Raw genomic sequence first — 21,471 nt, 5'->3', positions numbered from 1 at the left:
TGCGGGTGTACTGCTGAGGCCGGTGCACGGCACCCGCCCTAGGCCGCCCACGCCTCGGCGATCAGCTCGAACGAGCGGACGCGGTCGGCGTGGTCGTGGGTGATGGTGGTGAGCAGCAGCTCGTCCGCGCCGGTGACGCGGCGCAGCGTCTCCAGCTGCGCGACGACCGTGCGGGGCGTCCCGACGAACTGGGTCTCGACGCGGTCGGCGACGAGGTCGAGGTCCTCGGCCCGCCACTCGTGTGCGGCGGCCTGCGCGGGCGTCGGGAACGGGATCGCGCCGCCGCCCGCCCGGATGCTGTGCACCCACAGCGCGTAGGGGGCGGCGAGCTCGCGCGCCTCCGCCTCGGTGGGCGCCGCGACCACGTCGGCGGAGACGAGGACGTACGGCTCGGCCAGCGTCGCGGACGGGCGGAACGCCGCGCGGTAGGCGTCCACGGCCTCCAGCACGCTCGCCGGGGCGACGTGGTAGTTCGCCGCGAACGGCAGCCCCCGCTCGCCCGCGACGCGGGCGCTCTCGCCGCCGCTGCTGCCGAGGATCCACAGCGCGAGCGCCGCGCCCTCGCCGGGGGTGGCGTGCGCGTCGACGCCGTCGCGGCTGAGCGTCCCGTCCAGGAGCGCGATGATCTCGTCGATGGCGTCGGTGAAGCGCGGTGGCCGCGCCCCGGCCTGGCGCAGCAGCGAGTCCTGGAGCAGCAGCCTCGGCGACGACGCGGCCCGCGTGGTGTCGTAGGGGGTGGGGAGGAGCAGGCCGTCCACGAACGTGGCCTCGCGCGCGGGACGCTTCGGCGCGCCCGACCGGCTCGCGGCCTCCTGGCGCTTCTGCCCGGAGCGGCCGATGCCGAGGTCGACGCGGCCCGGGTGGAGCGCGTCCAACGTGCCGAACTGCTCGACGATCGCCAGCGGCGTCCAGTGCCCGGTCTGGACGGCGCCGGACCCGACCCTGATCCGGGACGTGGCGGCCGCGACCGCGCCGATCAGCACCTGCGGCGCCGCGCTCGCGACGCCCGGCGAGAGGTGGTGCTCGGCGAGCCAGTACCGGTGGTAGCCGGCGGCCTCGGCCCGGCGCGCGAGGTCGAGGACGTTGCGCACGGCGTCGCGCGCGGTGCCGCCGGCCGACACCGGCGCGAGGTCGAGGACGGACAGCGGTGTCACGGGCGGCTCCCGGGGTCGGATGCGGCGTAGCGGTTCGCGGGGCGCGGCAGCCCGAGGTGCCCGCGCAGCGTCGCCGCCTCGTAGGCGTCGCGGAACGCGCCGCGCCCGCGCAGGATCGGCACCAGCTCGCGCGTGATCGCGACGAGGTCGGACGGCAGCACGCCCGGCCGCAGCCGGAACCCGTCCAGGCCCGCCTCGCCCCAGTCGACCAGCAGGTCGGCGAGGTCGCCGGGGGTACCGGTGAACGTCTCGGCGTCGAAGGCGCGGCTCGGGTCGAAGGCGAGGCTCGCGGGGCCGTCCAGCCGGGCGCGCCGGGCGTTCGCGGCCCCGGGCACCGAGTCGAGGAACACGACCAGCTCGCCGAGGATGCGCAGCGGCTCGCCGGTCCGCTCGACGGTGCGCTCGGCCTCCCTGACCTGGGCGACGACGGTCACGGCGTCCCGGCGGGAGCGCGGGGCGACCAGGACGACGTCGGCGGCGCGCGCCGCGAACTCATAGCCGTCGACGTCGTCGGCCAGCACGGTCACCGGCGGCTGGCCCTGCGGCGGGCGCGGCGTGATCGACGGCCCCCGGACCCGGAGGTGCTCGCCCGCGAAGTCGATGTAGTGCAGCTTCTCCCGGTCCAGGAACCGGCCGGTGGCGACGTCGCGGATCTCCGCGTCGTCCTCCCAGGAGTCCCACAGCCGCCGGACGATCTCGGTGTACTCGGCCGCCTCGTCGAGCAGCGGCGTGCCGGGGAGGTCGCGGCGGCCGAAGTGCGCGGCGTGGGCGTGGTGGGCGGGGTCGGTGTCGGGCCGCCAGCCGGCGCGGCCGCGGCTCGCGTGGTCGAGCGAGGCGATGCCGATCGACACGTGGAACGGCTCGGTGTGCGGGACGACGGTCGCGGGCACGAGCCCGATCCGGGACGTCGCGGGCGCGAGCCGCGCGGCGATCAGCACGGCGTCCAGCCGCGCCGGGACCCCCTTGTCCAAGGCGGGCGGGCCGAGCGCGTCCTCGATCGTGACGAAGTCGAGCAGGCCCCGCTCGGCCTCGGCGGCGAGGCCGCTCCAGTACCCGGCGGTGAACAGCTCGGCCGGGCGGGCCGCCGGGTCGCGCCACGCCGCCGAGTGCCATCCGGCGTCGTGCAGCGCGGCGGCGAGATGCAACCGCGTCATCGCGCCTCCAGCCCGAGGTGGTCGCGCAGCGTCGGGCCGGTGTAGTCGGCGCGGAAGACGCCCTTCTCCTGGAGCAGCGGCACGACGTGGTCGACCAGGTCGTCCAGGCCGGTCGGGGTCAGGTGCGGGACGAGCACGAACCCGTCCGCGGCGTCGGTCTGCACGAACTCGTCGATCTGGTCGGCGACCGAGCGCGGCGTGCCGACGAACGTCTGCCGCCCGGTGGCCTCGATGACCAGCTCGCGGATCGTGAGGCCGCGCTCCCCGGCCAGCGCCCGCCACCGGCGGACGGTCTCGCCGCGGTCGCCGCGGAACTGGGCCCGGCCCTTGGAGACGCCCTCGCCGAGGTCGGGCTCGATGTCGGGCAGCGGGCCGTCCGGGTCGTGGCCGGACAGGTCGCGCCCCCAGTAGCCCTCCAGGTAGGCCAGCGCGCCCTGCGGGGTGACCTGCGCGCGGCGGATGTCGGCGGCGCGCTCGGCGGCGTCCTCCTCGGTGTCGCCGAGCACGTAGGTGACGGCGGGCATGATCTTCAGCTCGTCGGGGCGGCGGCCGTACCTGGCGAGCCTGCTCTTGACGTCCTTGTAGAAGGCGCGGCCGTCCTCCAGCGTGCCGTGCCGGCTGAAGATGACGTCGGCTTCGGCGGCGGCGAACTCGCGTCCCTCCGGCGAGTCCCCGGCCTGGATGATGACCGGGTGGCCCTGCGGCGGGCGCGGCGCGTTGAACCGTCCGGCGATGTCGAACTGCGGGCCGTGGTGCGCGAACGTCCCGGCGCCCGGACGGGCGAACGTGCCCGAGGCGGGGTCGGCGACGAGGTCGCCGTGCGTCCAGGAGTCCCACAGCTCGCGGGCGGTGCGCAGGAACTCGCGGGCGCGGTTGTAGCGGTCCTCCTCCGCCAGGTACCCGCCGCGCCGGAAGTTCTCGCCGGTGAACGCGTCCCAGCTGGTGACGACGTTCCAGGCGGCGCGTCCGGCGCTGAGGTGGTCGAGGGTCGCGAGGCGCCGCGCCACCTCGTAGGGCTCGTTGAACGTCGAGTTGACGGTCGCGGCGAGCCCGAGCCGGGTGGTGACGGCCGACAGCGCCGACAGGACGGTCAGCGACTCGGGCCGCCCGGCGACGTCGAGGTCGTGGATGCGGCCCTTCATCTCGCGCAGCCGCAGCCCCTCCGCGAGAAAGAAGAAGTCGAACCTGCCGTGTTCGGCGGTCTCCGCGAGGTGGGTGAAGGAGTCGAAGTCGATCTGGCTCCCTGATTTTGGATCGGACCAGACCGTCGTGTTGTTGACGCCGGGGAAATGGGCGGCCAGATGGATCTGCTTGACCGGCACCGGGGACCTCCTTTCTCAGATCCGCGCGGCGTCGCGGGCGAGCTCCGCCGCCACCACCTGCGGCGCGACCGTGCCCGCCCACGCGCCGAGCACCTCGTCGGCGTCCGGGAGCTGCGACTCCAGGAACGCCAGCCCCGGCGTGGGGACGACCGCGCCCAGCTCCACCAGCAGGGGCCGCAGGTGCACCTCCACCGCGAGGGAGTGCTTGGGATGGCCCATCACCAGCAGCGGCACCGCGATCGTCGACTCCAGCGCGCCCCCCGGCAGCCGGTCGAGGAACACCTTCAGCAGGCCGGTGTAGGTGCCCTTGTAGGTCGGGCTCGCGACCAGCAGGATGTCGGCGCCGGCGACCCGGTCCAGCGCCTCCTGTACCTCCTGGGGTGGGACGACGCTGAGCAGGTCGGGCGCCAGGGCCGACAGATCGACGGCGTCGAGGGGGTCGCCGTCCCCGATCCGTTCGGCTATCGCGGCCGCGGCTTTCAGAGCGATCTGAAAGGTTCGGGACTGGGGGCGAGGATTCCCCACCAGAACGACGATGCTCATGTTCACTCCTTAGTTACAACACTTTTGCCATGCAAATCGAGAAATGCAACCGTTCGTACGGGGGAAATATCGGGACGCGGGTGTAGCCCGCGCGCTCGTACAGCCGGACCGCGTCCGGCTGCCGGTCACCGGTCTGCAAGACGAGCCGGGGCGCGCCGAGCGCGCGCGCCGCGTCCTCCATCGCCGCCAGCAGCGCCGTGGAGACGCCCGTGCCGCGCGCGGCGGACGCGACGTACATCCGCTTCAGCTCCAGGTCACCGCCCTCCAGGCGGCGCAGCGCCGCGTGCCCCACGGGCTCACCGGAGGCGTAGGCGACGGCGACGTGGACGGCCTCGTGCGGTTCGACCACGAGCGCGCTCCGCCAGTCGGGCTCGGTGACGAGCGCCTCGATCTCCTCCAGCCGGTCCTCGTAGCGGTCGCGCATCTCCGCGTCCATGGCTTTGCGCAGCGCCTCGGCGGCGGGGTCGTCCCAGGGCGTGGCGCGGACTTCGACGTGGACGCTGACGGGCAACGCGGGCTCCTTAGCGAAGGGAACGGAACGTGCTGGCGTGGAACACCAGCGGGGGGACGTCGTGCGCGGCGTCCAGGTCTTCGACGCGGAAGACGACGATGTCGTGGTCCCCGGAGCGGACCTGCTGCTCGACGACGCAGTCGAACCACGCCGACGCGCCCTCCACCAGCACGGAGCCGTCGTCGGTGGCCCGCCACTCGACGCCCGCGAACCGGTCGCCGTCGCGGGCGCCGAGGCGGCGGCCGACGTGCTCCTGGTGCGCGCCGAGCACGCTGATCCCGATGCTGCGCCGCTCGCGCAGCCGGGGCCAGGTCGTGGACGTGTGCGCGACGCACACCGACACCAGCGGCGGGTCGAGCGACACCGGCACGAACGAGCTGGCGGCGATCCCGGCGGGGCGCCCGCCGACCAGGCCCGCGACCACCGCGACGCCGGTCGGGTAGGCGCCGTAGACGCGGCGCAGGTCGAGTCCGAGCGCCGTCATCGCGCCGCGCCCTTCGGCAGGAACGCCGTCGCACCCGAGGCCGCTCCGGGCGAACCGTGGAAGAGGCCGCGTTCGGCCAGGCGGGGCAGCACGCCCTCGCCGACCCAGTACAGCTCCTCCAGGTGCGGGTAGCCCGACAGGACGAACTCGTCGATGCCGAGCTCGGCGTACTCGGCGATGCGGTCCGCGACCTCGGCGTGGCTGCCGACCAGCGCGGTCCCGGCGCCGCCCCGGACGAGTCCGACGCCCGCCCACAGGTTCGGCGCGATCTCCAGGGCGCGGGGGTCGCGCCACGAGCCGTTCGAGCGGCTCGTCTCGTGGAGTTCGCGCATCCGCCGCTGGCCGACGGACTCGCTGCGGGCGAGCGCGGCCTGGGCGGCGGCGACGGTGTCCTCGCCGAGCGCCTCGACCAGCCGTCCCGCGAGCTGCCACGCCTCCTCGGCGGTGTCGCGGGTGATGACGTGCAGCCGTATTCCGAACCTCGGTTTCCGGCCTCGGGACGCGGCGAGCCCGCGAATCCACTCGACCTTGGCGGCCACCGCGTCGAGCGGCTCGCCCCAGGTCAGGTACACGTCGGCGTGCTCGGCGGCGACCGGCCCGGCGGCGGCCGACGACCCGCCGAAGTACAGCGGCGGGACGGGGACGGGGAGGGTCGGCAGCCGCGCCGCGTCGATGTCCAGGTGCGTGCCGCGATGGGTGACGGTCTCGCCGTCCCACAGCCGCCGCACGACCGAGAGGAACTCGGCGCAGCGCGCGTACCGCTCGTCCTTGGACAGGTGGTCGCCGTAGGCGCGCTGCTCGTGCGCCTCGCCGCCGGTGACGACGTTGAGCAGCAGCCGTCCCGGCGCGTGCGCGCTGAACGTGGCGGCCATCTGCGCGGCGAGCGTCGGGCTGATCAGTCCGGGCCGGAACGCGACCAGGAACGCCAGCCGCTCGGACTCGCGCGCCAGCATCGCCGTGGTCAGCCACGCGTCCTCGCACCACGCGCCGGTCGGGGTGAGCGCGCCGGTGAAGCCCAGCTCCTCGGCGCCGCGCACGATCGAGGACAGGTAGCCGATCGAGGCGCGCCGGTCGCCGGACGCCGCGTCCGCGAGGCGGCCGTGGCCGCCGCCCACGATGAAGCGCGAGTCGCCGTAGGTGGGCAGGAACCAGTGGAACGACAGGGTCACGGTCAGGGATTCCTTCCTCAGAGCTGCCCGTGCCGGGGCGGGGGCGTCCCGGTCAGCAGCCAGCGTCCGATGTGCTGCACCTTCCAGCGTTCGGGGTCGTGCAGGGTGTGGGTGCGCGCGTCCCGCCAGTGCCGCGACAGGTTCAGCGCGCCCGCCGCCGACCGCGTCCCGCCCAGCTCGAACAGGGTCGAGGCGGCGTCCAGCGCGGCACGTCCGGTGGCGACCTTGGCGGCGGCGGTCGCGATCGACGCCTGCGCGGTCGCATCCGCGGACGGGTCGCGCTCGGCCGCGTCGATCGCCTCGGCGGCCTCCCGCAGCAGCGCCTCGGCGGCCCGGACGGTGATCTCCAGCTCGCCCGCCCGCTGGACGAGCAGCGGGTCGCCGGTCGCGGTCTCGGCGCCGCTCTCGAACCACGGCCGGGCCTTTCCGGCGGCGGTGACGGCTGCGGCGACCGCGCCCCGGGCGATGCCCGCGTCCAGCGCGGCGTGCAGCACCTGCGCCCGCGCGCCGTAGGTCGTCGGCCCGTCGAAGATGGCGTTGTAGGGGACGACGTCCTTCGCGCCGACCCGGACGCCCTCCAGCCGGACCGTTCCACTCGCGGTGGTCCGCTGCCCCATGCCGTCCCAGTCGTCTTCGATGACGACGCCGGGGGTGTCGCGCGGGATGTAGGCGAGCGCCTTGGGCGCCGACCCGTCCGGCAGCGGCGGCTCGTCGGCGAGGACGGCGCGGACGACCAGCACGTCGGCGAACAGCGCGCCGGTGCTGTAGTACTTCACCCCGTCGAGGACGTAGCGGCCGGGTTTCGTCAGGCGGAGTGCGGTCGCGTCGTCGGTGACGGTGCGGCCGCCGCGCTCGGTCTGGGCGTTGGCGAAGCGCGCGCCGTCCAGCGCCTTCGCGAAGTAGCGGGCCTGCTGCTGCTCGCTGCCCTGCCGCCGCAGCGCGTCCAGGAACACGAAATGGCTCTGCGGGATCTGCGCGAGGCTCGCGTCGGCGGCGGCGAGCGTCCGGAACACCTCGGCCAGCACGGCGACGCCCACCTCGGCGCCGCCGTGCCGGGCGGGCACCGTGACGCCGAGCAGGCCCGAGCGCGACAGCTCGTCCAGCTCGGCGGCCGGTGCCCGCCGGTCCCGGTCGCGCTCGCCCGCCTGCACGGCGACGGCGGCGGCGAGCTTGCGCGCGACCTCCACGGCCTCCGCGCCCGAGCGGATCACGTGCGCGTTCGGCATCGTCGTCCTCAGCGGTAGAGGGAGAAGGCGGGGGCGCGGCGGTTCAGCGTCCAGTCGCCGACCTCGCGTGCCTTGTAGGCGACCGGGTCGTGGACGGTGTGCGTGCGCAGGTTCCGCCAGTGCCGGTCGAAGCCGTAGGCGCTGGTCGTGGCCCGCGCGCCCTGGATCTCGAACAGCCGGGACGCGACCGACAGCGCGACCTTCGTCGACAGGTACTTGGCCTCGTAGACCGCGACCGCCGCGTCCGCGCGCTCCTCCTCGGTGATCGACTCGCCGATGCCGAGCGCGTGCTGGAGCGCGTCCCCGGCCCGGTCGGCGAGCAGGGCGGCGGCGCGGATCTCGCTGCGCAGCTCCCCGACGGTTTGCAGGACGTACGGGTCGTCGGTCGCGCTGTCGACGCCGGAGGTCTCCCACGGGGCGGCGTGCAGGCGCGTCCAGTCCAGCGCCTCGTCGAGGGCGCCCTCCGCCGTACCCACATAGAAGTTCACGAACGCCAGCTGCCAGTGCGGGGTGACGAGCGTCTGGTACGGGGTGATCGTCCGTCCGGTGAGCGGGTCGGGGCCGAGGATCTCGTGCCGCTCGACGGGCGTCGCGGTGAACTCGACGCCGCCGGAATCGGTGAGCCGCTGGCCGATGTTGTCCCAGTCGCCGAGTGCGCGGAAGCCCTTGCGCCCGCCGGGCAGCGCGACGAACACCAGCTCGCCCTCGAAGGCGGCGGTGACCGACAGGTAGTCGCCGAGCCCGGCGCCCGAGGCGAACGAGCGGCGGCCGTCCAGCCGGAACCGGTCGCCGTCGCGCGTCAGCACGACGTCGGAGCCGCCGCGCGGGTTCTGCACGCCGCCCCAGAACACCTTCTCCTGAGCGTTGCGGCGCGACAGCTCGGCGTCCTGCTCGGGCGTGCCGAACAGCGAGGCGACGCGGGTCTGCGCGTAGTGGTAGCCGATCAGGTGCGCGATCGAGGTGTCGCCGCGCGCGATCCGCCGCACGATCTGCGCCGCCTGCGCGAACGACAGCCCGTCCCCGCCGTACTCGACGGGCTCCTGCACCTGGAGCAGGTCGGCCCGGCGCAGCAGCTCGACCTCCTCGCGCGGCGTCCGGTTGGCGCGGTCGCGTTCGGCGGCGGTGGCGCGCAGCTCGGCGGCGACGAGGTCGGCGCGGTGCAGCGCCGCCGCGAAACGCTCGTCCTGCGTCGTCTGGATGCTCTGCTCGGTCTCGACGGACTGCTCGGTCTCGACGGACATTGCCTCTCCTGTCTCGGGGGTTTTCAGGAGTTCACGCGTGCGGGAGTCTTCAGGTCCGCTTCCAGCTCGCGTACGAGGGGGAGGATGCGCTTGCCGAAGTACTCGACGTCCTCCAGGTAGTGCAGGAAGCCGAGCAGGAACAGGTCGACGCCGAGCCGCTTGTAGGCGACGATCCGCTCGGCGATCTGCTCGGGCGTGCCGATCAGGCCGGTGCGGAACCCGTCGTTGTACTGGACGAGGTCGGCGAACTCCGAGTCCTGCCACATGCCCTTGCCGTCCGACGCCGACTGCCCGGCCTGCTTCACCGCCGCCCCGAAGCCCTCCACGGCCTTCCGGTCGGCCTTCGCGACGATCTCGCGCAGCACCTCGCGGGCCTCGGCCTCGGTGTCGCGCGCGATCAGGAAGGCGTTCAGCCCGAACCGGACGCGCCGCCCGTACAGCCCGGCCTCGGCCCGCACGTCGTGGATCTGCTCGGTGACGCCGTCGAAGTCGCGGCCGTTGCTGAAGTACCAGTCCGACACCCGCCCGGCCATCCGGCGGGCGCTGGTGGAGTTGCCGCCCTGGAAGATCTCCGGGTGCGGGCGGCCCGGCCCCGACACCGGCTTCGGCCGCAGGTCGAAGTCGTGCAGCCGGTAGAAGTCGCCGCCGAACTCCGCGTGCTCGGACGTCCAGATCTCCCGCAGGACCCGGATGAACTCCTCGCTGCGCCGGTACCGCTCGTCGTGCTCCAGCCACGGCTCGCCGAGCTTGGTGAACTCGTCCTTGAACCAGCCGCTGACGACGTTGACGGCGGCGCGGCCGCCGGAGAGCTGGTCGGCGGTCGCGATGAACTTCGAGAGCACCCCCGGGTGCCACAGCCCGGGGTGGACGGCGGCGATCACCTTCAGCCGCCGCGTCGCGAGCAGCAGCGCGAGGCTGAACCCGGTCGACTCGTGCTGGTAGGCGGCGCCGTAGGAGGCGATGTAGCGGACCTGGCTGAGCGCGTACTCGAAACCGTTCTCCTCGGCGAGAACGGCCAGTGCCCGGTTGTAGTCGTAGCCCCAGTCGGTGCGCTGCTCGATGGTGCTGACGACGAGCCCGCCGCTGACGTTGGGGACCCAGTAGGCGAACTTCAGGGGTTCGTGGCTATTTTCCATATTCCCTACTGACATAGTGTGAATTGTGCGCGTGTCGCCCCGTCCGGGTCAATGCCGTCAGCGGGGCGATCGGATCCGCTCGGTGAAGATGTGGTTGCGGTCGGCGCGGCTGCCCGGCGTCCGGCCGCGCCCCCAGCCGACGATCCGCCGGTACTCGCCGAACGCGTCGGCGAGCGCCGCCTCGTCGGTGTGCGGGGAGCCGTCCGGCGCGGGGCCGCTGAACGGCGCCACGTACAGGGCGTCCGTCGGGCAGTGGGCCTCGCACATGAAGCACGACTGGCAGTCGCTCTGCCGAGCGATCACCGGAAGGCCGTCCGGGCCCCTTTCGAACACGTCCGTCGGGCAGACCTTGACGCACACGTCGCACTTCACGCAGCGCTCCGCGCTCACGACCTCGATCACGCCGCCGCCTCCTGGGGCTCGGTGGACGTCCACGGCTCGTCCAGGCCGCCGACCAGCAGGCGGTGCTCGAAGCGCCGCAGCGTCGGCAGGCCGTCCAGCCGGTGCATGCCCCGGGACTCCTCGCGCGCCAGCGCCGCGCGGTAGCACCAGCGGGCGTGCGCGGCCATCGCCGCCGCCGACCGGGCGCGCAGCCGTTCGCGGCCGGTCCCGGCGATGCCCTCGGACGTGACGCGCTCCCATAGCGCGTCCAGCGAGGCGAGCGAGGCGCGGAGCCCGTCGCGCGTCCGGAACAGGTTGCGGTCGAGCGGCAGGATCTCGTCCTGGACGGCGCGGACGACTTGCGCCGCGTCCAGCGACCCGGGCGTCAGTCCCGCGCGCCCGGCTGGGCGGGTGCGCGTCCGATCCCGGCCGAGGCCGAAGCGGGCGGCGCCGCGTCCGGCCCAGGTGCCCGACGAGATCGCCCAGGCGCCGTTGTAGGCGCCGCCGCCGGTGACCGCGCCGGACACCAGCTCGCGGGTCGCGACGTCCCCGGCCGCGTACAGGCCGGGGACGGTCGTCGCGCAGTCGTCGCCGACGATCCGCAGGCCGCCCGTGCCCCGGACGGTGCCCTCCAGCACCATCCGCACCTCGTAGGTGTCGCGGAACGGGTCGATCCCGGCCTTGTCCAGCGGCAGGAAGTAGTTCGGCTGCGCGTCGCGCATCGCCTGCCGCAGGTCGGCGGGCGCCCGGTCGAGCCGCGCGAAGACCTTCCGCCCGGCCGCGAGGCGCTCGGCGATCTGTGCCCTCGCCCACAGCGGGTCGGGGACCTCGATGCGCGTGCCGTCCTCGGCGTAGTACGTCGCGAACTGCATCATCAGGCCCTTGGTGTGCGCCCCGTGCGCGGGCGACAGCCCGTACACGCTGGAGAACTCCATCCCCGACAGTTCCGCGCCCAGCTCGGCGGCCATCAGGTGCCCGTCGCCGGTGTCGACGTTCGTGCCGAACGCGCCGGACAGGAACGCGCAGCCGCCGGTCGCGAGCACGACCGCGCCCGCGCGGACCGTCCAGGGCGCCCCGTCGAGCTGCCGGGCGATGCCGGACGCGCCCGCCACGATCCCCGAGGAGTCGGTGAGCAGCCGCAGCGCCGGATGGTGGTCGAGGATCAGCACCCCCGACCGGTGGACGCGGCGCCGCATCCGCTTCATGTACTCCGGGCCCTGGAGGCTGCCGCGCCGCTCCACCCCGTCGTGGACGGGGAACGGGTAGCCGAACGAGGCGAGGTCGTCGACGCGGCGGTACGTCTCGTCCAGGACGCGGGCCATCCAGCGGCGGTCGGCGAGCCGGGCACTCTGCTCGAACCGCGCGCCGACCTCGCGCTCGCGCTCCGCCGCGCGCGGGGGGACGTACCAGAGGTTGTTGCCGCCCGACGCGGTCGGCCCGCTGGTGCCGCAGTACCCCTTGTCGGCGAGGACGACCCGCGCCCCGGCGGCGACGGCGGCCAGCGCCGCCCACGCCCCGGCGGGCCCGCCGCCGAGCACGAGGACGTCCGCGTCGTGCTCGATCACTGCGTCACCCCCGGCGCGGAGCGGGCGCCCGGGGCCAGCCACGAGTCGATCGGGAAGTCGTTCTTGAGCAGCTTCTGCCCGGCGAGGAACCCCTTGGTGCCGTCGAGCAGCTTCAGCCCCTCCGGCGTGAACGGCTGGTCGGGCAGCTGCTCCTTCAGCGTCGTCTTGATCGAGACCTGGGGCGCGTAGCCGCCGGTCCGCGCGACATAGGCGGTGTAGGCGGGCCAGTTCGCCTTGGCCACCCGGGTCGCCTTGGTCTCGGCGCTCTGCCACACCTTGACGATGTCCTTGTGCCCGGACAGGTACTTCTCCGTCACGACGGTCGCGGACGTGCCGAGCAGGTCGGGATGGTCGCGGGAGGCGACGTCGATCGAGCGGTACCCCTTCGCCTCCTCGGCGACCTGGTCGGCCGAGACGAGCCCGCCCGCGTCGATCGCGTTCTTCTCCAGCGCCGCGATGATCGCGGGCGTGTACATGTGGATGATCTGCTTGGGCTTCACCCCCGCCTGCTGGAGCGCGCCGAGCAGGTAGCGGTGGATGTAGGAGCCGGTCTGCACGCCGATCCGCTTGCCCTCCAGGTCCTTGAGCGTGGTGGGCCCGCCGTCCTTCTTGGCGACGACCGCCGCGTCCAGCCGGACGGTGTTCAGCGACACCAGCCGGGTCGGCAGGCCCTGCCCGCGCCCGATCAGCGCGGGGGTGTCGCCGTAGATCCCGATGTCGAGCGACCCGCCCGCGAGGGCCTGGTTCAGGTCGGGGCCGTTCTGGAACGTCGCGACCTGGATCTTGTCGATCCCGGCGGCCTTCAGCTCGGGCAGCAGCTCGCCGCGCTCGTCGAGGAACCCGACGGTGCGGTTCAGCTTGTTGCCGGCGGCCGTCCCGATCACTCCGACGCGCAGCGTCTTGGAGCCGCCCGCGGCCGCGGACGACCCGCACGCCGCCGCGCCCAGCACGAGCAGCCCGGCGGCCAGGATCTTGGGGATCTTCACGGTTCTTTCCTCTCGGTGGTTCAGGACGGCCCAGTGGTGAGGGCGGCTCGGTGGTGAGGGCGGCTCGGTGGATCAGGAGGTGAGCGGGGCGCCGGAGCGGTTCAGCGACGGGCCGACGGCGAGCCTCGCGCCGGGGGTGCGGCCGCGCCCCCAGCCGATCTGCTCGCGGTAGCTGCCGAGCAGCCCGTCCGCGGCGAGGCCCGCCTCGTCGGGCGGCTCGGGCAGCGGGTGCGAGCGCGGGTCGACGAACAGCGCGTCGACCGGGCAGTACGCCTCGCACATGAAGCAGGTCTGGCAGTCGCTCTGCCGGGTCAGGACGGGGATGCCGTCCGGGCCCCGGTCGAAGACGTTCGTCGGGCACACGACCACGCACTTGTCGCAGGCGATGCACCGCTCCCGCGACACGATCTCGATCACGACGCCACCGCCAGCGCGGCGGTCTCGGGACGCGTCCACACCTCGTGCAGGCCGCCGGTGACCAGGCGGTGCCGCTGGGACGGGTCCTGCTCGGGCAGGTCCTGCCGCTTGTGCATGCCGCGCGTCTCCGTCCGGGCGAGCGCGGCGCTGTACATCCAGCGGGCGTGCGCGGCCATCGCGGCGGCCGACCGCGCCCGGACGAGTCCGGCGCCCTCGCCGCGCAGCGTGCCGGTCAGGTCGCGCCACGTCCGGTCGAGGGCGTCCAGCGCCGGGACGAGCCGGTCGGCGTGCCGCAGCAGGTTCTTGTCGTAGGGCAGCACCTCGGCCTGGACGGCCTTCACGTACCCGGTGTGGTCGGCGGTCGCGGGGCCCGCCGGGCGGACCCCCGCCTCGCCGAGCGCGCGGACGGCGCGTCCCGTGGCGCGTCCGCCCAGCTCGGCGGCGTGCCGCGCGGCGCCCCGTCCCGCCCACGTGCCCGACGACATCGCCCACGCGGAGTTGTGGCTGCCGCCGCCGGTGAACCCGCCGCAGATCAGCTCGCGGGTCGCGGCGTCGCCCGCCGCGTACAGGCCGGGCACGGTCGTCGCGCAGTCCGGGCCGGTGATCCGGATGCCGCCGGTGCCGCGCACGGTGCCCTCGGCGAGCAGCGTGACCGGGAACAGGTCGGTGAAGGGGTCGATGCCCTGCCGGTCGAACGGCAGGAAGAAGTTCGCCTGCGCGAGCCGCATCGCCTGCTGCTCCTCCGGCGTCGCCTTGTCGATCCGGCACAGGACGGGCTCGGTGAGCAGCGTCCGCGCGATGACCGAGCGGCCGCGCTGGCTGCCCGCGCCTTCGAGGACGCTCCCGTCCGCGTGGTAGAAGGTCGCGAACGAGTAGAACGCCGTCTTCGTCACGGATGTGAACGCCGGGGCGATCGCGTAGGCGTTGGAGAACTCCATCCCCGACAGCTCCGCGCCCGCCTCCACCGCGAACAGCGCGCCGTCGCCGGTGTTGACGTCGCAGCCCAGCGCCTTGCTGAGGAACGCGCAGCCGCCGGTGGCGAGCACCACCGCGCGGGCCGTGACGCGGAACGCGTGGTCCTCGCGCAGCCGGTACCCGGCGGCGCCCGCGACCGCGCCCGAGCCGTCGGCGAGCAGTTCGGTGATCGGGCTGTGGTCCAGGACCCGCACGCCCGCCCGGCGCACCCGGACGCGCATCCGCCGCATGTACTCGGGCCCTTGCAGGCCGCGCCGGATCTGCCGGCCGTCGCCGTCGACCGGGAACGGGTACCGCGACACCTCGGCCAGCTCGTTCATGTTCGCGTAGGTCTGGTCGAGGACGCGGGCCATCCACTCCCGGTCGGCGAGGTACCCGCCGAGGCCCTCGCGGCTCGCCATCGCCGCCTCCCGGGCCGCCGGCTCCGGCTCGACGTACCAGACGCCGGTGCCCGCCGACGCGGTCGCGCCGCTCGTCCCGAGGTAGCCCTTGTCGGCGAGGACGACGCTCGCGCCCGCCTCCGCCGCCTTCACCGCGGCCCACGCCCCGGCGGGCCCGCCGCCCGCGACCAGCACGTCCGCGTCGATCTCGGTGGTCGTCACAGTGTCTCCCTGGCGTTCGTGGTGGTGGCGGCGCGGACGCCGAGCCCGGCGAGCAGGTCGCGGCGCAGCGCGACGAAGCGGGGGTCGTCCATCGAGCGGGGGCGCGGCAGGTCGACGGCGTACTCGCGGGCGATCCGGCCGTCCGCGAGCAGCAGCGCCCGGTCGGCGAGCAGCAGCGCCTCCTCGACGTCGTGGGTGACCAGCAGCACGGCGGGCCGGTGCTCGGCCCACAGGTCGGCGACGAGCGCCTGGGCGTTGAGCCTGGTCAGCGCGTCGAGGGCGCCGAACGGCTCGTCCAGCAGCAGCAGGTCGGGGGTGCGGACGAGGGCCCGCGCCAGCGCGACCCGCTGCGACTCGCCGCCCGACAGCGTGAGCGGCCAGGCGTCGGCACGGGCGGCGAGCCCGACCTCGGCCAGCGCGTCCTCAGCGCGGGCGCGCAGGTTCCGGCCGCGCAGGCCCAGGACGACGTTGTCCCACACCCGGCTCCACGGCAGCAGCCGGTGCTCCTGGTAGACGACGGCGCGCTTGGCGGGGACGTCGATCTCGCCGCTCCCCTCGCCGTCCAGCCCGGCCAGCGCGCGCAGCAGCGTGCTCTTGCCCGAGCCGCTCGCGCCGAGCAGCGCGACGAACTCGCCGGGGGCGATGTCGAGGTCCACCCCGTCCAGGACGGTCCGCTCCCCGAACGAGCGCGTGAGCCCGCGCACCCGCACGCTGTTCCTCGTGGCGACGTTTCTCGTGCCGGTGGTCATCGCGCCACCAGCCCTCGCCGCCAGGCCAGGACGCGGCGCTCGATCAGCCGCACCAGCAGGTCCGTCGAGACGCCGAGCAGCGCGTAGACGACGAGCACGAGGAAGACCGTGTCCATCTGGAGGAACTGCGTGGCCTGGTTGATGACGAAGCCGATGCCGCTGGCCGTCGCCGACTGCTCCACGACCACGAGCGTCAGCCAGGCGACGCCGAGCGATAGCCGCAGCCCGACGAGGATCTGCGGGAGCGCGCCGGGCAGGATCACCTTGCGGACGAGCCCGATCCGGCCGAGCCCGCAGGTCCGCGCGGACTCCACCAGCCGCTCGTCCACGCCCCGGATGCCGTGGAACACGTTGATGTAGAGCGGGAACACCACGCCGACCGCGATCAGGCCGACCTTGGAGGTCTCGCCGATCCCGAACCAGATGATGAACAGCGGCACCAGCGCCAGGTGCGGCAGCATCCGGACGGCCTGGAGCGGCGCGTCGATGACGTCCTCGCTGACCCGGAACAGCCCCGACAGCAGGCCGAGCCCGAGGCCGAGCGGCAGCCCGATCGCGAGGCCCTTCAGCACCCGCAGCAGCGAGACCCCGAGGTTGTCGGTCAGCTCACCGGAGGAGGTCATCTCCCAGCCCCGCTGCGCGACGTCGCTGAGCGGCGGCGTGGTGCTGCCGAGCCAGCCGGCCCGCGCGCCGACCTCCCACAACGCGAGCACCAGGACGAGGCCGCTGACCTTGCGGGCGCGGCGCAGCAGCGCCAGCGCCACGGCGCCCGAGCGCGCTGCGGTCCGCGGCGCCGCCGCGCGTGGCAGCGCGGAGCGGGGTGGATCGAGCAGCTCAGTGGACATGCGTTACCTCCAGGGGGCAGGACGCGAGCAGGAAGGCAGGGGTGTCCGGCGGGCATGGGGCCGGCGGCGACAAGGCGTGAGGGGGAGAAAAGAAGAGAAGGGGCGGCGGATCAGCGGCCGGGGCGTGCGGAAGGGCGGGTCAACAGGACGCGCTGCACACGCGGAGGAGGTCGATGTGGCGCCTCGCCACCAGTGCCTCCGTTGCGTTCATGCTCCTAGCATGCACATGGACGCACGCTGGGGGAAGACCCCGAAAAGCCCGCTCGACCTGCGGAGACGTCACGGAGGTCGAGTAAAACCGACAAAACCTACTGCTTTACCAGGGAATATGTCGTATCGGACGGCCGGTGATGATCATGGCCACGGTAACCCAGATCACACCGTCCGGAAACACCGTGGTAGACGGACCGTAACTCGGTCCGGACGCAGGGTCCACGGTCCATCAACGGTGGTGGCCGTGCCCGGGGTCCTGGTTCCCCGAACACGGCCACCTTTCCGGAGTGCCGCCGGCGGGCCGCGTCGCTCCCCAGCGGGACCCGCCGGCCGGCAGTGGTACCTACACCGCGGCGCTGCCTAGACCGCGGCTCCCGCCGGGGTCTGGACGGACCCGGTCAGCCGCGGGCTCGTCCAGCGGACCAGCGACGCGCCGAGCGCCATCCCGCCGCCGAAGCCCGCCAGCAGGACGAGGTCGCCGGGCCCGATCGCGCCGCGCCGGTACGCGGCGTCCAGCGTGATCGGGATCGACGCCGCGCCCGTGTTGCCGTAGCGCTCGACGGTCAGGTGCGTGTGCGCGGTCGTGAGCCCGAGGGAGGGCACGATGTCGGCGAGCATCGCGCCGTTGGCCTGGTGCGGGACGAAGTGCCGCACCTCCTCGGGCGGCACCCCGCCGCGCCGCAGCAGCTCTCGCACGGTCTCGGGCAGGGTGTCGTGGACGAACTCGCGCACGCCCCGCCCGTCCATCTTGAAGAAGTGCTGGCCTTCCTCCAGCGTGTGCTCGGACGCGGGCATGCGGCTCCCGCCCGCCGGGACGCGGATCAGGCCGTGCATGTCGCCGCGGCTCATCAGCAGCGCGTCGGCGAGCCCGCCCCCGGCCGGGGACGGGCCGAGCACGACCGCGCCCGCGCCGTCGCCGAACAGGATCGCCGTCCTGCGGTCGGAGTAGTCGAGGATGCGCGAGTAGATGTCGACGCCGACCACGACGCCGTATCCGCCGCCGCCGTCCCCGCGCAGCAGCCGCTCGGTCACCATCAGCGCGTAGACGAAGCCGCTGCACACGGCGTTCATGTCGAACGCGCCCGCGCCCTCGGCGCCGATCAGGTGCTGCACGATGCTCGCGGTCGCGGGCAGCGGGTGGTCGGGCGTGGACGTGGCGACGACCACGTAGTCGAGCTGGTCGGGGGTCAGCCCGGCCTGGTCGAGGGCCCGCCGCGCGGCGGCCGCCGCGAGGTCGGAGGACGCCTCGTGCGCGGCGGCCCGCCGCCGCTCGACGATGCCGGTCTTGCGGACGATCCAGTCGGCCGACACTCCGGCCGGCCCCGCGATCTCGTCGTTGCCGACGACGCGGTCGGGCAGGTAGGAACCCGTGCTGAGAATGCCTATCTGGGCCATGAGAAGGATTGCTCCAGTTCTTGGGTTGGCCTGGCACAGGGCGCGGTCACCGCGCGGTGCTACGCCGCGCGGCGCGGGGCCGCGCGGTGACCGCTGCGGGTCAGGAGACCGCGGCGCGGGGCACGGTCCCGGTGCGCAGCCTGCGCCACCGCCGCAGATTCGCGCGGTCCAGCAGGAGCGGGTCGTCACCGACCACGACCGGGTCGCCCACGGCCTCCAGCAGGTGGAGGTCGGTGGCGTGGTCGCCGTAGGCGCTGCACCGGGCGAGGTCCAGGCCGCGGACGGCGGCGGTGGCCCGCGCGGCGCGGCCCTTCGCGACGCCGATCAGCGGTGTGAGCACCTCGCCGGTCAGCCTGCCGCGCCGGACGACCGGCCGCGTGCCGACCGCCCAGCAGTGGCCGCCCAGCGCCTCGGCGATCGGGTCGAGGCACGCGAAGAACGAGCCCGACAGCAGCACGACGAGGTTCCCCCGTGCCTGGTGCCGCCGGTACTCGCGCAGCGTCCCGGTCAGGAAGGGCGAGCGGTCCCGCGACTCCTCGGCGAACCAGGCGGCGCCGCTCTCGGCCAGCCGGCGCGCGTCCTCCCCCGCGAAGAGCCGGTAGTACCGCCGGTTGACCTCTGCCCTGCCCGCCCCGGCCGCCGCGGCGGCGTGCAGCTCGCCGGCGAGGCGCCCGTAGGTGCCCTCCGGCTCGCCCTGCGTCCTCAGGTGGTACCGCAGGAAACGGAACATGCTCTTGAAGTGGACGAGCGTCTCGTCCACGTCGAAGAACGCGGCCGCCCCCGCGGGCGCGTCGCCGCTCACCGGCCGTGGACGCCGGTGAGCACGCAGCCGACCGCGCAGATCGAGCGGTCGTTCTGCCTGATGTCCACGTCGGCGGCGACCGTGAGCGGCGGGGCCGCCGGGTCGCCGGTAAGGCCCTCGATCTCCCCGGGGCCCGCCGCCGTGTAGGTGATGCCGTCCTCGGTCAGCGGGCTCCCCGGCCCGGTGCCGGGCACGGGCGCGTCGACGGAGGCGTGGAGCGTGATGTCGCGCTCCAGTTCGCCGAACGCGCTGAACGTGGCGGTCAGTTCGGTGAGGTAGCTCTTGACCGCGGACACGCCGCGGACCTCCAGCGCTCCGTAGTGGACGATCTGGCGGGCCGCCTCGGCGAGCACCATCCCCGGGATGTGGTCCTGGGGGTGGTCGAACAGGCTCGGGTGGCCGGCCGCCAGCCGCAGCACCGCGCTCGCGCCGGAACGTTCCGCCTTCGCGTCGCACAGCACGACGTTGTCGGGCAGCGTCCGGCCGACCAGGTGCGGCGCGACCGGAGCGCCCGGGCTCTGCTCGGGCGGGACCGACGTCGAGCGCAGCAGCGCGCCGTCGCGGTTGCGGAGCCGGAGGGCCATGTAGCTCTCCGGCGACTTGAACCGCATGCCGATCCCGGCGGTGCCGATCTCGAAGCCCGCGATCTCCAGCCGCATCGTGTAGTCGATGCCCGTGATTCGGTCGTCGCGGACGCGGCGCGCGGTCTGGACGCGCATCGTCACCCGTCGCGGCTTCGCGCCGACCGTGAGCAGCTCCGGCCGCTCGATCCTGATCCGCATGTCGGTCAGGATGAACTTGTGGTCGAGCGGCACGTCGTAGTGCCGGTGCGCGCCGAGGATGGCCCCCTGGCGGCACGCCTCCAGCAGCAGCATCGGATCGTAGGCGGCCGGGGTGAGCAGGTGGTCGCCGTAGTAGGCGTGCGAGCGGGGCAGGAACGCGGCCACCGCGTAGGTGTCCTCGTCCAGTTGCCGGCTGTCGGTGAGAAAGACTTCGGCGAGCGATTCACGGTGCACCAGTGTGCGGTCAATGGTGCGTGCGAATTCGAGATCGATCGCCTGCGGGCTGATTTTCGTGTGGGCCATGGTGTCATCCTCTCCAATCGACCATGGTGACGGCATCAGCTATCGAATGATCTTGCTCTCGATAAGGTTATGGGTGTCCAGAAGGCACTGTCAACGCGCATTAAGGGACCAGTGGCGCCTCCGAGAATTGCTTTTTAGAAAGGGTCGTCTGAAATAGCGGTAGCGGGGATTTTCGGTCGTCCGGATAGGGGTGGCCATGGGGCTGATCAGCTACGACGCGGGCCGCCTCCGATGGCCCGGTGGTGGACTGTGATCCGGCTCTCATGGTCTTCGCGGTACATCGCATTCCCGTCCAGACGGCGAATAGGGGACGAACGCGACGCCGAGTTTCCAAACCCGGGCAGGAATGCTGGAATTCTCGGCGCCGCGGCTCAGGGACCGGTCGTGCGACCGGTCAGGGGTAGACGTCGCCCGGCAGCTTCCGGTCGGCGCCGACCGTGCGGATGTGCCAGTACGGGTAGGGCGCGGGAACCTCGCTGACCTTGTCGAGGCGCTCGATCTCCGCCTCGGTCAGCGTCCATTCCATGGCGCTCAGGTTGTCCTCCAGCTGGCTCGGCTTGCTCGCGCCGACCACCGCCGCCGTGATGCCGGGCTTGGCCAGCACCCAGTTCAGCGCGACCTGCGGCACCGTCACGCCGCGCTCGGCGGCGATCTCGGCCAGCTCGTCGACGATGTCGTAGGCCTGCTCCTCGTCGGTCAGCGGCGCCGACTCGGCGGCGGTCGCGTTGGCGAGCCGGCTGCCCTCGGGCCGCCCCTCACCGCGCCGGTACTTGCCGGTCAGGAAGCCCCCGGCCAGCGGCGACCACACGGTGATGCCGACGTTCTGGTCCACGCTCAGCGGGACGATCTCCCGCTCCAGCTCGCGCGCGGCGAGGTTGTAGTAGCCCTGGTAGGTCACGACGCGCGCCAGGTTGCGCCGCTCGGACACCGACAGCGCCTTCATCAGGTGCCAGGCCGCGAAGTTCGACACCCCGAGGTAGCGGACCTTGCCCGACCGGACCAGGTCGTCCAGGGCGCGCAGCGTCTCGTCCAGCGAGGTACGCGGGTCGAAGCCGTGCAGGTGGTAGATGTCGATGTAGTCGGTGTTCAGCCGGCGCAGGCTGGCCTCGACGGCGGCGAACAAATGGTGCCGGGACGAACCGAGGTCGTTCGGGTCGTCGGTGATGCGCCAGCGCCCCTTCGTCCCGATGACGACCCGGTCGCGGACGTTCTTCAGCGCGACGCCGAGGAACTGCTCGCCCATGCCGTTCTTGTACACGTCGGCGGTGTCGAAGAAGTTCACGCCCGCGTCGAGCGCGGTGTTCACGAGGCGGAACACCTCCTGCTCCTCGACCGTCCCGAACTCGGCCCAGTCGCGGTCGGGCGCGCCGAGGAACGGGGCCTTGCCGCCGAAGTTGAACGACCCGTAGCACAGCTCCGACACCATCAACCCGGTGTCGCCCATATAGCGGTACCGCATCGCGTTTCCTTTCCGTGTTGTGAATCCGTGCGGGGGTGCTCCGCGCGGCGCGGGGTC

General features: G+C 73.5%; 21 protein-coding genes. All 21 read right to left on the bottom strand.

Going from position 1 to position 21,471, the window contains the following annotated elements; all coding sequences use genetic code 11:
- Nucleotides 1-38: 38 nt before the first annotated feature.
- The 21 genes from K2F47_RS31030 to K2F47_RS30930 all read right to left on the bottom strand — a co-directional run bounded on the left by K2F47_RS31030 (nt 39) and on the right by K2F47_RS30930 (nt 21,414).
- Nucleotides 39-1,154, bottom strand: a complete 1,116-nt coding sequence (locus K2F47_RS31030; RefSeq protein WP_242909441.1) for an LLM class flavin-dependent oxidoreductase — start codon at nt 1,152-1,154, stop codon at nt 39-41.
- Entirely contained in the window at nt 1,151-2,308 is a 1,158-nt protein-coding gene (locus K2F47_RS31025) for an LLM class flavin-dependent oxidoreductase (RefSeq protein WP_242909439.1), read from the bottom strand. Before K2F47_RS31025 ends, K2F47_RS31030 begins: the two co-directional genes overlap by 4 nt.
- The gene (locus K2F47_RS31020; RefSeq protein WP_242909437.1) at nt 2,305-3,630 is read right to left on the bottom strand and encodes an NtaA/DmoA family FMN-dependent monooxygenase; all 1,326 of its coding nucleotides are present in this window, start codon (nt 3,628-3,630) and stop codon (nt 2,305-2,307) included. Before K2F47_RS31020 ends, K2F47_RS31025 begins: the two co-directional genes overlap by 4 nt.
- Before the next feature lie 15 nt (nt 3,631-3,645).
- Nucleotides 3,646-4,173, bottom strand: coding sequence for an NADPH-dependent FMN reductase (locus K2F47_RS31015; protein ID WP_242909435.1), 528 nt, complete (start codon nt 4,171-4,173; stop codon nt 3,646-3,648).
- Nucleotides 4,174-4,186: 13 nt separating this feature from the next.
- Nucleotides 4,187-4,684 (bottom strand): GNAT family N-acetyltransferase, encoded by a 498-nt coding sequence (locus K2F47_RS31010; RefSeq protein ID WP_242909434.1) that lies wholly within the window; start codon nt 4,682-4,684, stop codon nt 4,187-4,189.
- A 10-nt stretch (nt 4,685-4,694) separates the two neighbouring features.
- Nucleotides 4,695-5,168: a flavin reductase family protein gene (locus tag K2F47_RS31005; RefSeq protein ID WP_242909432.1), complete on the bottom strand. Its 474-nt coding sequence runs from the start codon at nt 5,166-5,168 to the stop codon at nt 4,695-4,697.
- On the bottom strand, nt 5,165-6,337 hold the full coding sequence (locus tag K2F47_RS31000; RefSeq protein WP_242909431.1) for an LLM class flavin-dependent oxidoreductase: 1,173 nt from the start codon (nt 6,335-6,337) through the stop codon (nt 5,165-5,167). Before K2F47_RS31000 ends, K2F47_RS31005 begins: the two co-directional genes overlap by 4 nt.
- A 17-nt stretch (nt 6,338-6,354) precedes the next feature.
- Nucleotides 6,355-7,563, bottom strand: coding sequence for an SfnB family sulfur acquisition oxidoreductase (locus tag K2F47_RS30995; protein WP_242909430.1), 1,209 nt, complete (start codon nt 7,561-7,563; stop codon nt 6,355-6,357).
- An 8-nt stretch (nt 7,564-7,571) separates the two neighbouring features.
- The gene (locus tag K2F47_RS30990) at nt 7,572-8,804 is read right to left on the bottom strand and encodes an acyl-CoA dehydrogenase family protein (RefSeq protein WP_242909429.1); all 1,233 of its coding nucleotides are present in this window, start codon (nt 8,802-8,804) and stop codon (nt 7,572-7,574) included.
- A gap of 23 nt (nt 8,805-8,827) precedes the next feature.
- The gene (gene sfnG / locus K2F47_RS30985; RefSeq protein WP_242909428.1) at nt 8,828-9,940 is read right to left on the bottom strand and encodes a dimethylsulfone monooxygenase SfnG; all 1,113 of its coding nucleotides are present in this window, start codon (nt 9,938-9,940) and stop codon (nt 8,828-8,830) included.
- A 57-nt stretch (nt 9,941-9,997) separates the two neighbouring features.
- On the bottom strand, nt 9,998-10,342 hold the full coding sequence (locus tag K2F47_RS30980) for a 4Fe-4S dicluster domain-containing protein (RefSeq protein WP_242909427.1): 345 nt from the start codon (nt 10,340-10,342) through the stop codon (nt 9,998-10,000).
- Nucleotides 10,339-11,886: an FAD-binding protein gene (locus K2F47_RS30975; protein WP_242909426.1), complete on the bottom strand. Its 1,548-nt coding sequence runs from the start codon at nt 11,884-11,886 to the stop codon at nt 10,339-10,341. Before K2F47_RS30975 ends, K2F47_RS30980 begins: the two co-directional genes overlap by 4 nt.
- A complete protein-coding gene (locus K2F47_RS30970) occupies nt 11,883-12,872 on the bottom strand; it encodes an ABC transporter substrate-binding protein (protein ID WP_242909425.1) in 990 nt (329 codons plus the stop codon). The genes K2F47_RS30975 and K2F47_RS30970 overlap by 4 nt, the downstream gene beginning before the upstream one ends.
- A 72-nt stretch (nt 12,873-12,944) precedes the next feature.
- The gene (locus tag K2F47_RS30965) at nt 12,945-13,289 is read right to left on the bottom strand and encodes a 4Fe-4S dicluster domain-containing protein (protein ID WP_242909423.1); all 345 of its coding nucleotides are present in this window, start codon (nt 13,287-13,289) and stop codon (nt 12,945-12,947) included.
- Nucleotides 13,286-14,866: an FAD-binding protein gene (locus K2F47_RS30960; protein ID WP_242909421.1), complete on the bottom strand. Its 1,581-nt coding sequence runs from the start codon at nt 14,864-14,866 to the stop codon at nt 13,286-13,288. The genes K2F47_RS30965 and K2F47_RS30960 overlap by 4 nt, the downstream gene beginning before the upstream one ends.
- Nucleotides 14,863-15,615, bottom strand: coding sequence for an ABC transporter ATP-binding protein (locus K2F47_RS30955; RefSeq protein WP_242909420.1), 753 nt, complete (start codon nt 15,613-15,615; stop codon nt 14,863-14,865). Before K2F47_RS30955 ends, K2F47_RS30960 begins: the two co-directional genes overlap by 4 nt.
- Entirely contained in the window at nt 15,612-16,460 is an 849-nt protein-coding gene (locus K2F47_RS30950) for an ABC transporter permease (RefSeq protein ID WP_242909419.1), read from the bottom strand. The genes K2F47_RS30955 and K2F47_RS30950 overlap by 4 nt, the downstream gene beginning before the upstream one ends.
- Nucleotides 16,461-17,033: 573 nt before the next feature.
- Complete coding sequence (locus tag K2F47_RS30945) at nt 17,034-18,068, bottom strand: 3-oxoacyl-ACP synthase III family protein (RefSeq protein WP_242909418.1); 1,035 nt, start codon at nt 18,066-18,068, stop codon at nt 17,034-17,036.
- Between the two features lie 100 nt (nt 18,069-18,168).
- Nucleotides 18,169-18,870 carry an HAD family hydrolase gene (locus K2F47_RS30940; protein ID WP_242909417.1) on the bottom strand — a complete coding sequence of 234 codons (702 nt, stop codon included), beginning with the start codon at nt 18,868-18,870 and terminating at the stop codon, nt 18,169-18,171.
- Complete coding sequence (locus K2F47_RS30935) at nt 18,867-19,955, bottom strand: ScbA/BarX family gamma-butyrolactone biosynthesis protein (RefSeq protein WP_242909416.1); 1,089 nt, start codon at nt 19,953-19,955, stop codon at nt 18,867-18,869. The genes K2F47_RS30940 and K2F47_RS30935 overlap by 4 nt, the downstream gene beginning before the upstream one ends.
- Nucleotides 19,956-20,349: 394 nt before the next feature.
- Nucleotides 20,350-21,414 (bottom strand): aldo/keto reductase, encoded by a 1,065-nt coding sequence (locus K2F47_RS30930; RefSeq protein ID WP_242909415.1) that lies wholly within the window; start codon nt 21,412-21,414, stop codon nt 20,350-20,352.
- Nucleotides 21,415-21,471 lie beyond the last annotated feature (57 nt).

Origin of the sequence: Actinomadura terrae, from assembly GCF_022751215.1 — a bacterium.
GTDB lineage: Bacteria > Actinomycetota > Actinomycetes > Streptosporangiales > Streptosporangiaceae > Spirillospora > Spirillospora terrae.
The sequence above is the reverse complement of the archived record's forward strand: the minus strand, read 5'-3'. Positions and strand labels throughout refer to the sequence as shown.

Excerpts from the sequence above, each read along its gene's own strand:
- K2F47_RS31025 (WP_242909439.1), bottom strand. The coding sequence starts at position 2,308 with ATGACGCGGTTGCATCTCGCCGCCGCGCTGCACGACGCCGGATGGCAC.
- K2F47_RS31015 (WP_242909435.1), bottom strand. The coding sequence starts at position 4,173 with ATGAGCATCGTCGTTCTGGTGGGGAATCCTCGCCCCCAGTCCCGAACC.
- K2F47_RS31005 (WP_242909432.1), bottom strand. The coding sequence starts at position 5,168 with ATGACGGCGCTCGGACTCGACCTGCGCCGCGTCTACGGCGCCTACCCG.
- K2F47_RS30995 (WP_242909430.1), bottom strand. The coding sequence starts at position 7,563 with ATGCCGAACGCGCACGTGATCCGCTCGGGCGCGGAGGCCGTGGAGGTC.
- K2F47_RS30990 (WP_242909429.1), bottom strand. The coding sequence starts at position 8,804 with ATGTCCGTCGAGACCGAGCAGTCCGTCGAGACCGAGCAGAGCATCCAG.
- sfnG (WP_242909428.1), bottom strand. The coding sequence starts at position 9,940 with ATGGAAAATAGCCACGAACCCCTGAAGTTCGCCTACTGGGTCCCCAAC.
- K2F47_RS30955 (WP_242909420.1), bottom strand. The coding sequence starts at position 15,615 with ATGACCACCGGCACGAGAAACGTCGCCACGAGGAACAGCGTGCGGGTG.
- K2F47_RS30950 (WP_242909419.1), bottom strand. The coding sequence starts at position 16,460 with ATGTCCACTGAGCTGCTCGATCCACCCCGCTCCGCGCTGCCACGCGCG.
- K2F47_RS30945 (WP_242909418.1), bottom strand. The coding sequence starts at position 18,068 with ATGGCCCAGATAGGCATTCTCAGCACGGGTTCCTACCTGCCCGACCGC.
- K2F47_RS30935 (WP_242909416.1), bottom strand. The coding sequence starts at position 19,955 with ATGGCCCACACGAAAATCAGCCCGCAGGCGATCGATCTCGAATTCGCA.
- K2F47_RS30930 (WP_242909415.1), bottom strand. The coding sequence starts at position 21,414 with ATGCGGTACCGCTATATGGGCGACACCGGGTTGATGGTGTCGGAGCTG.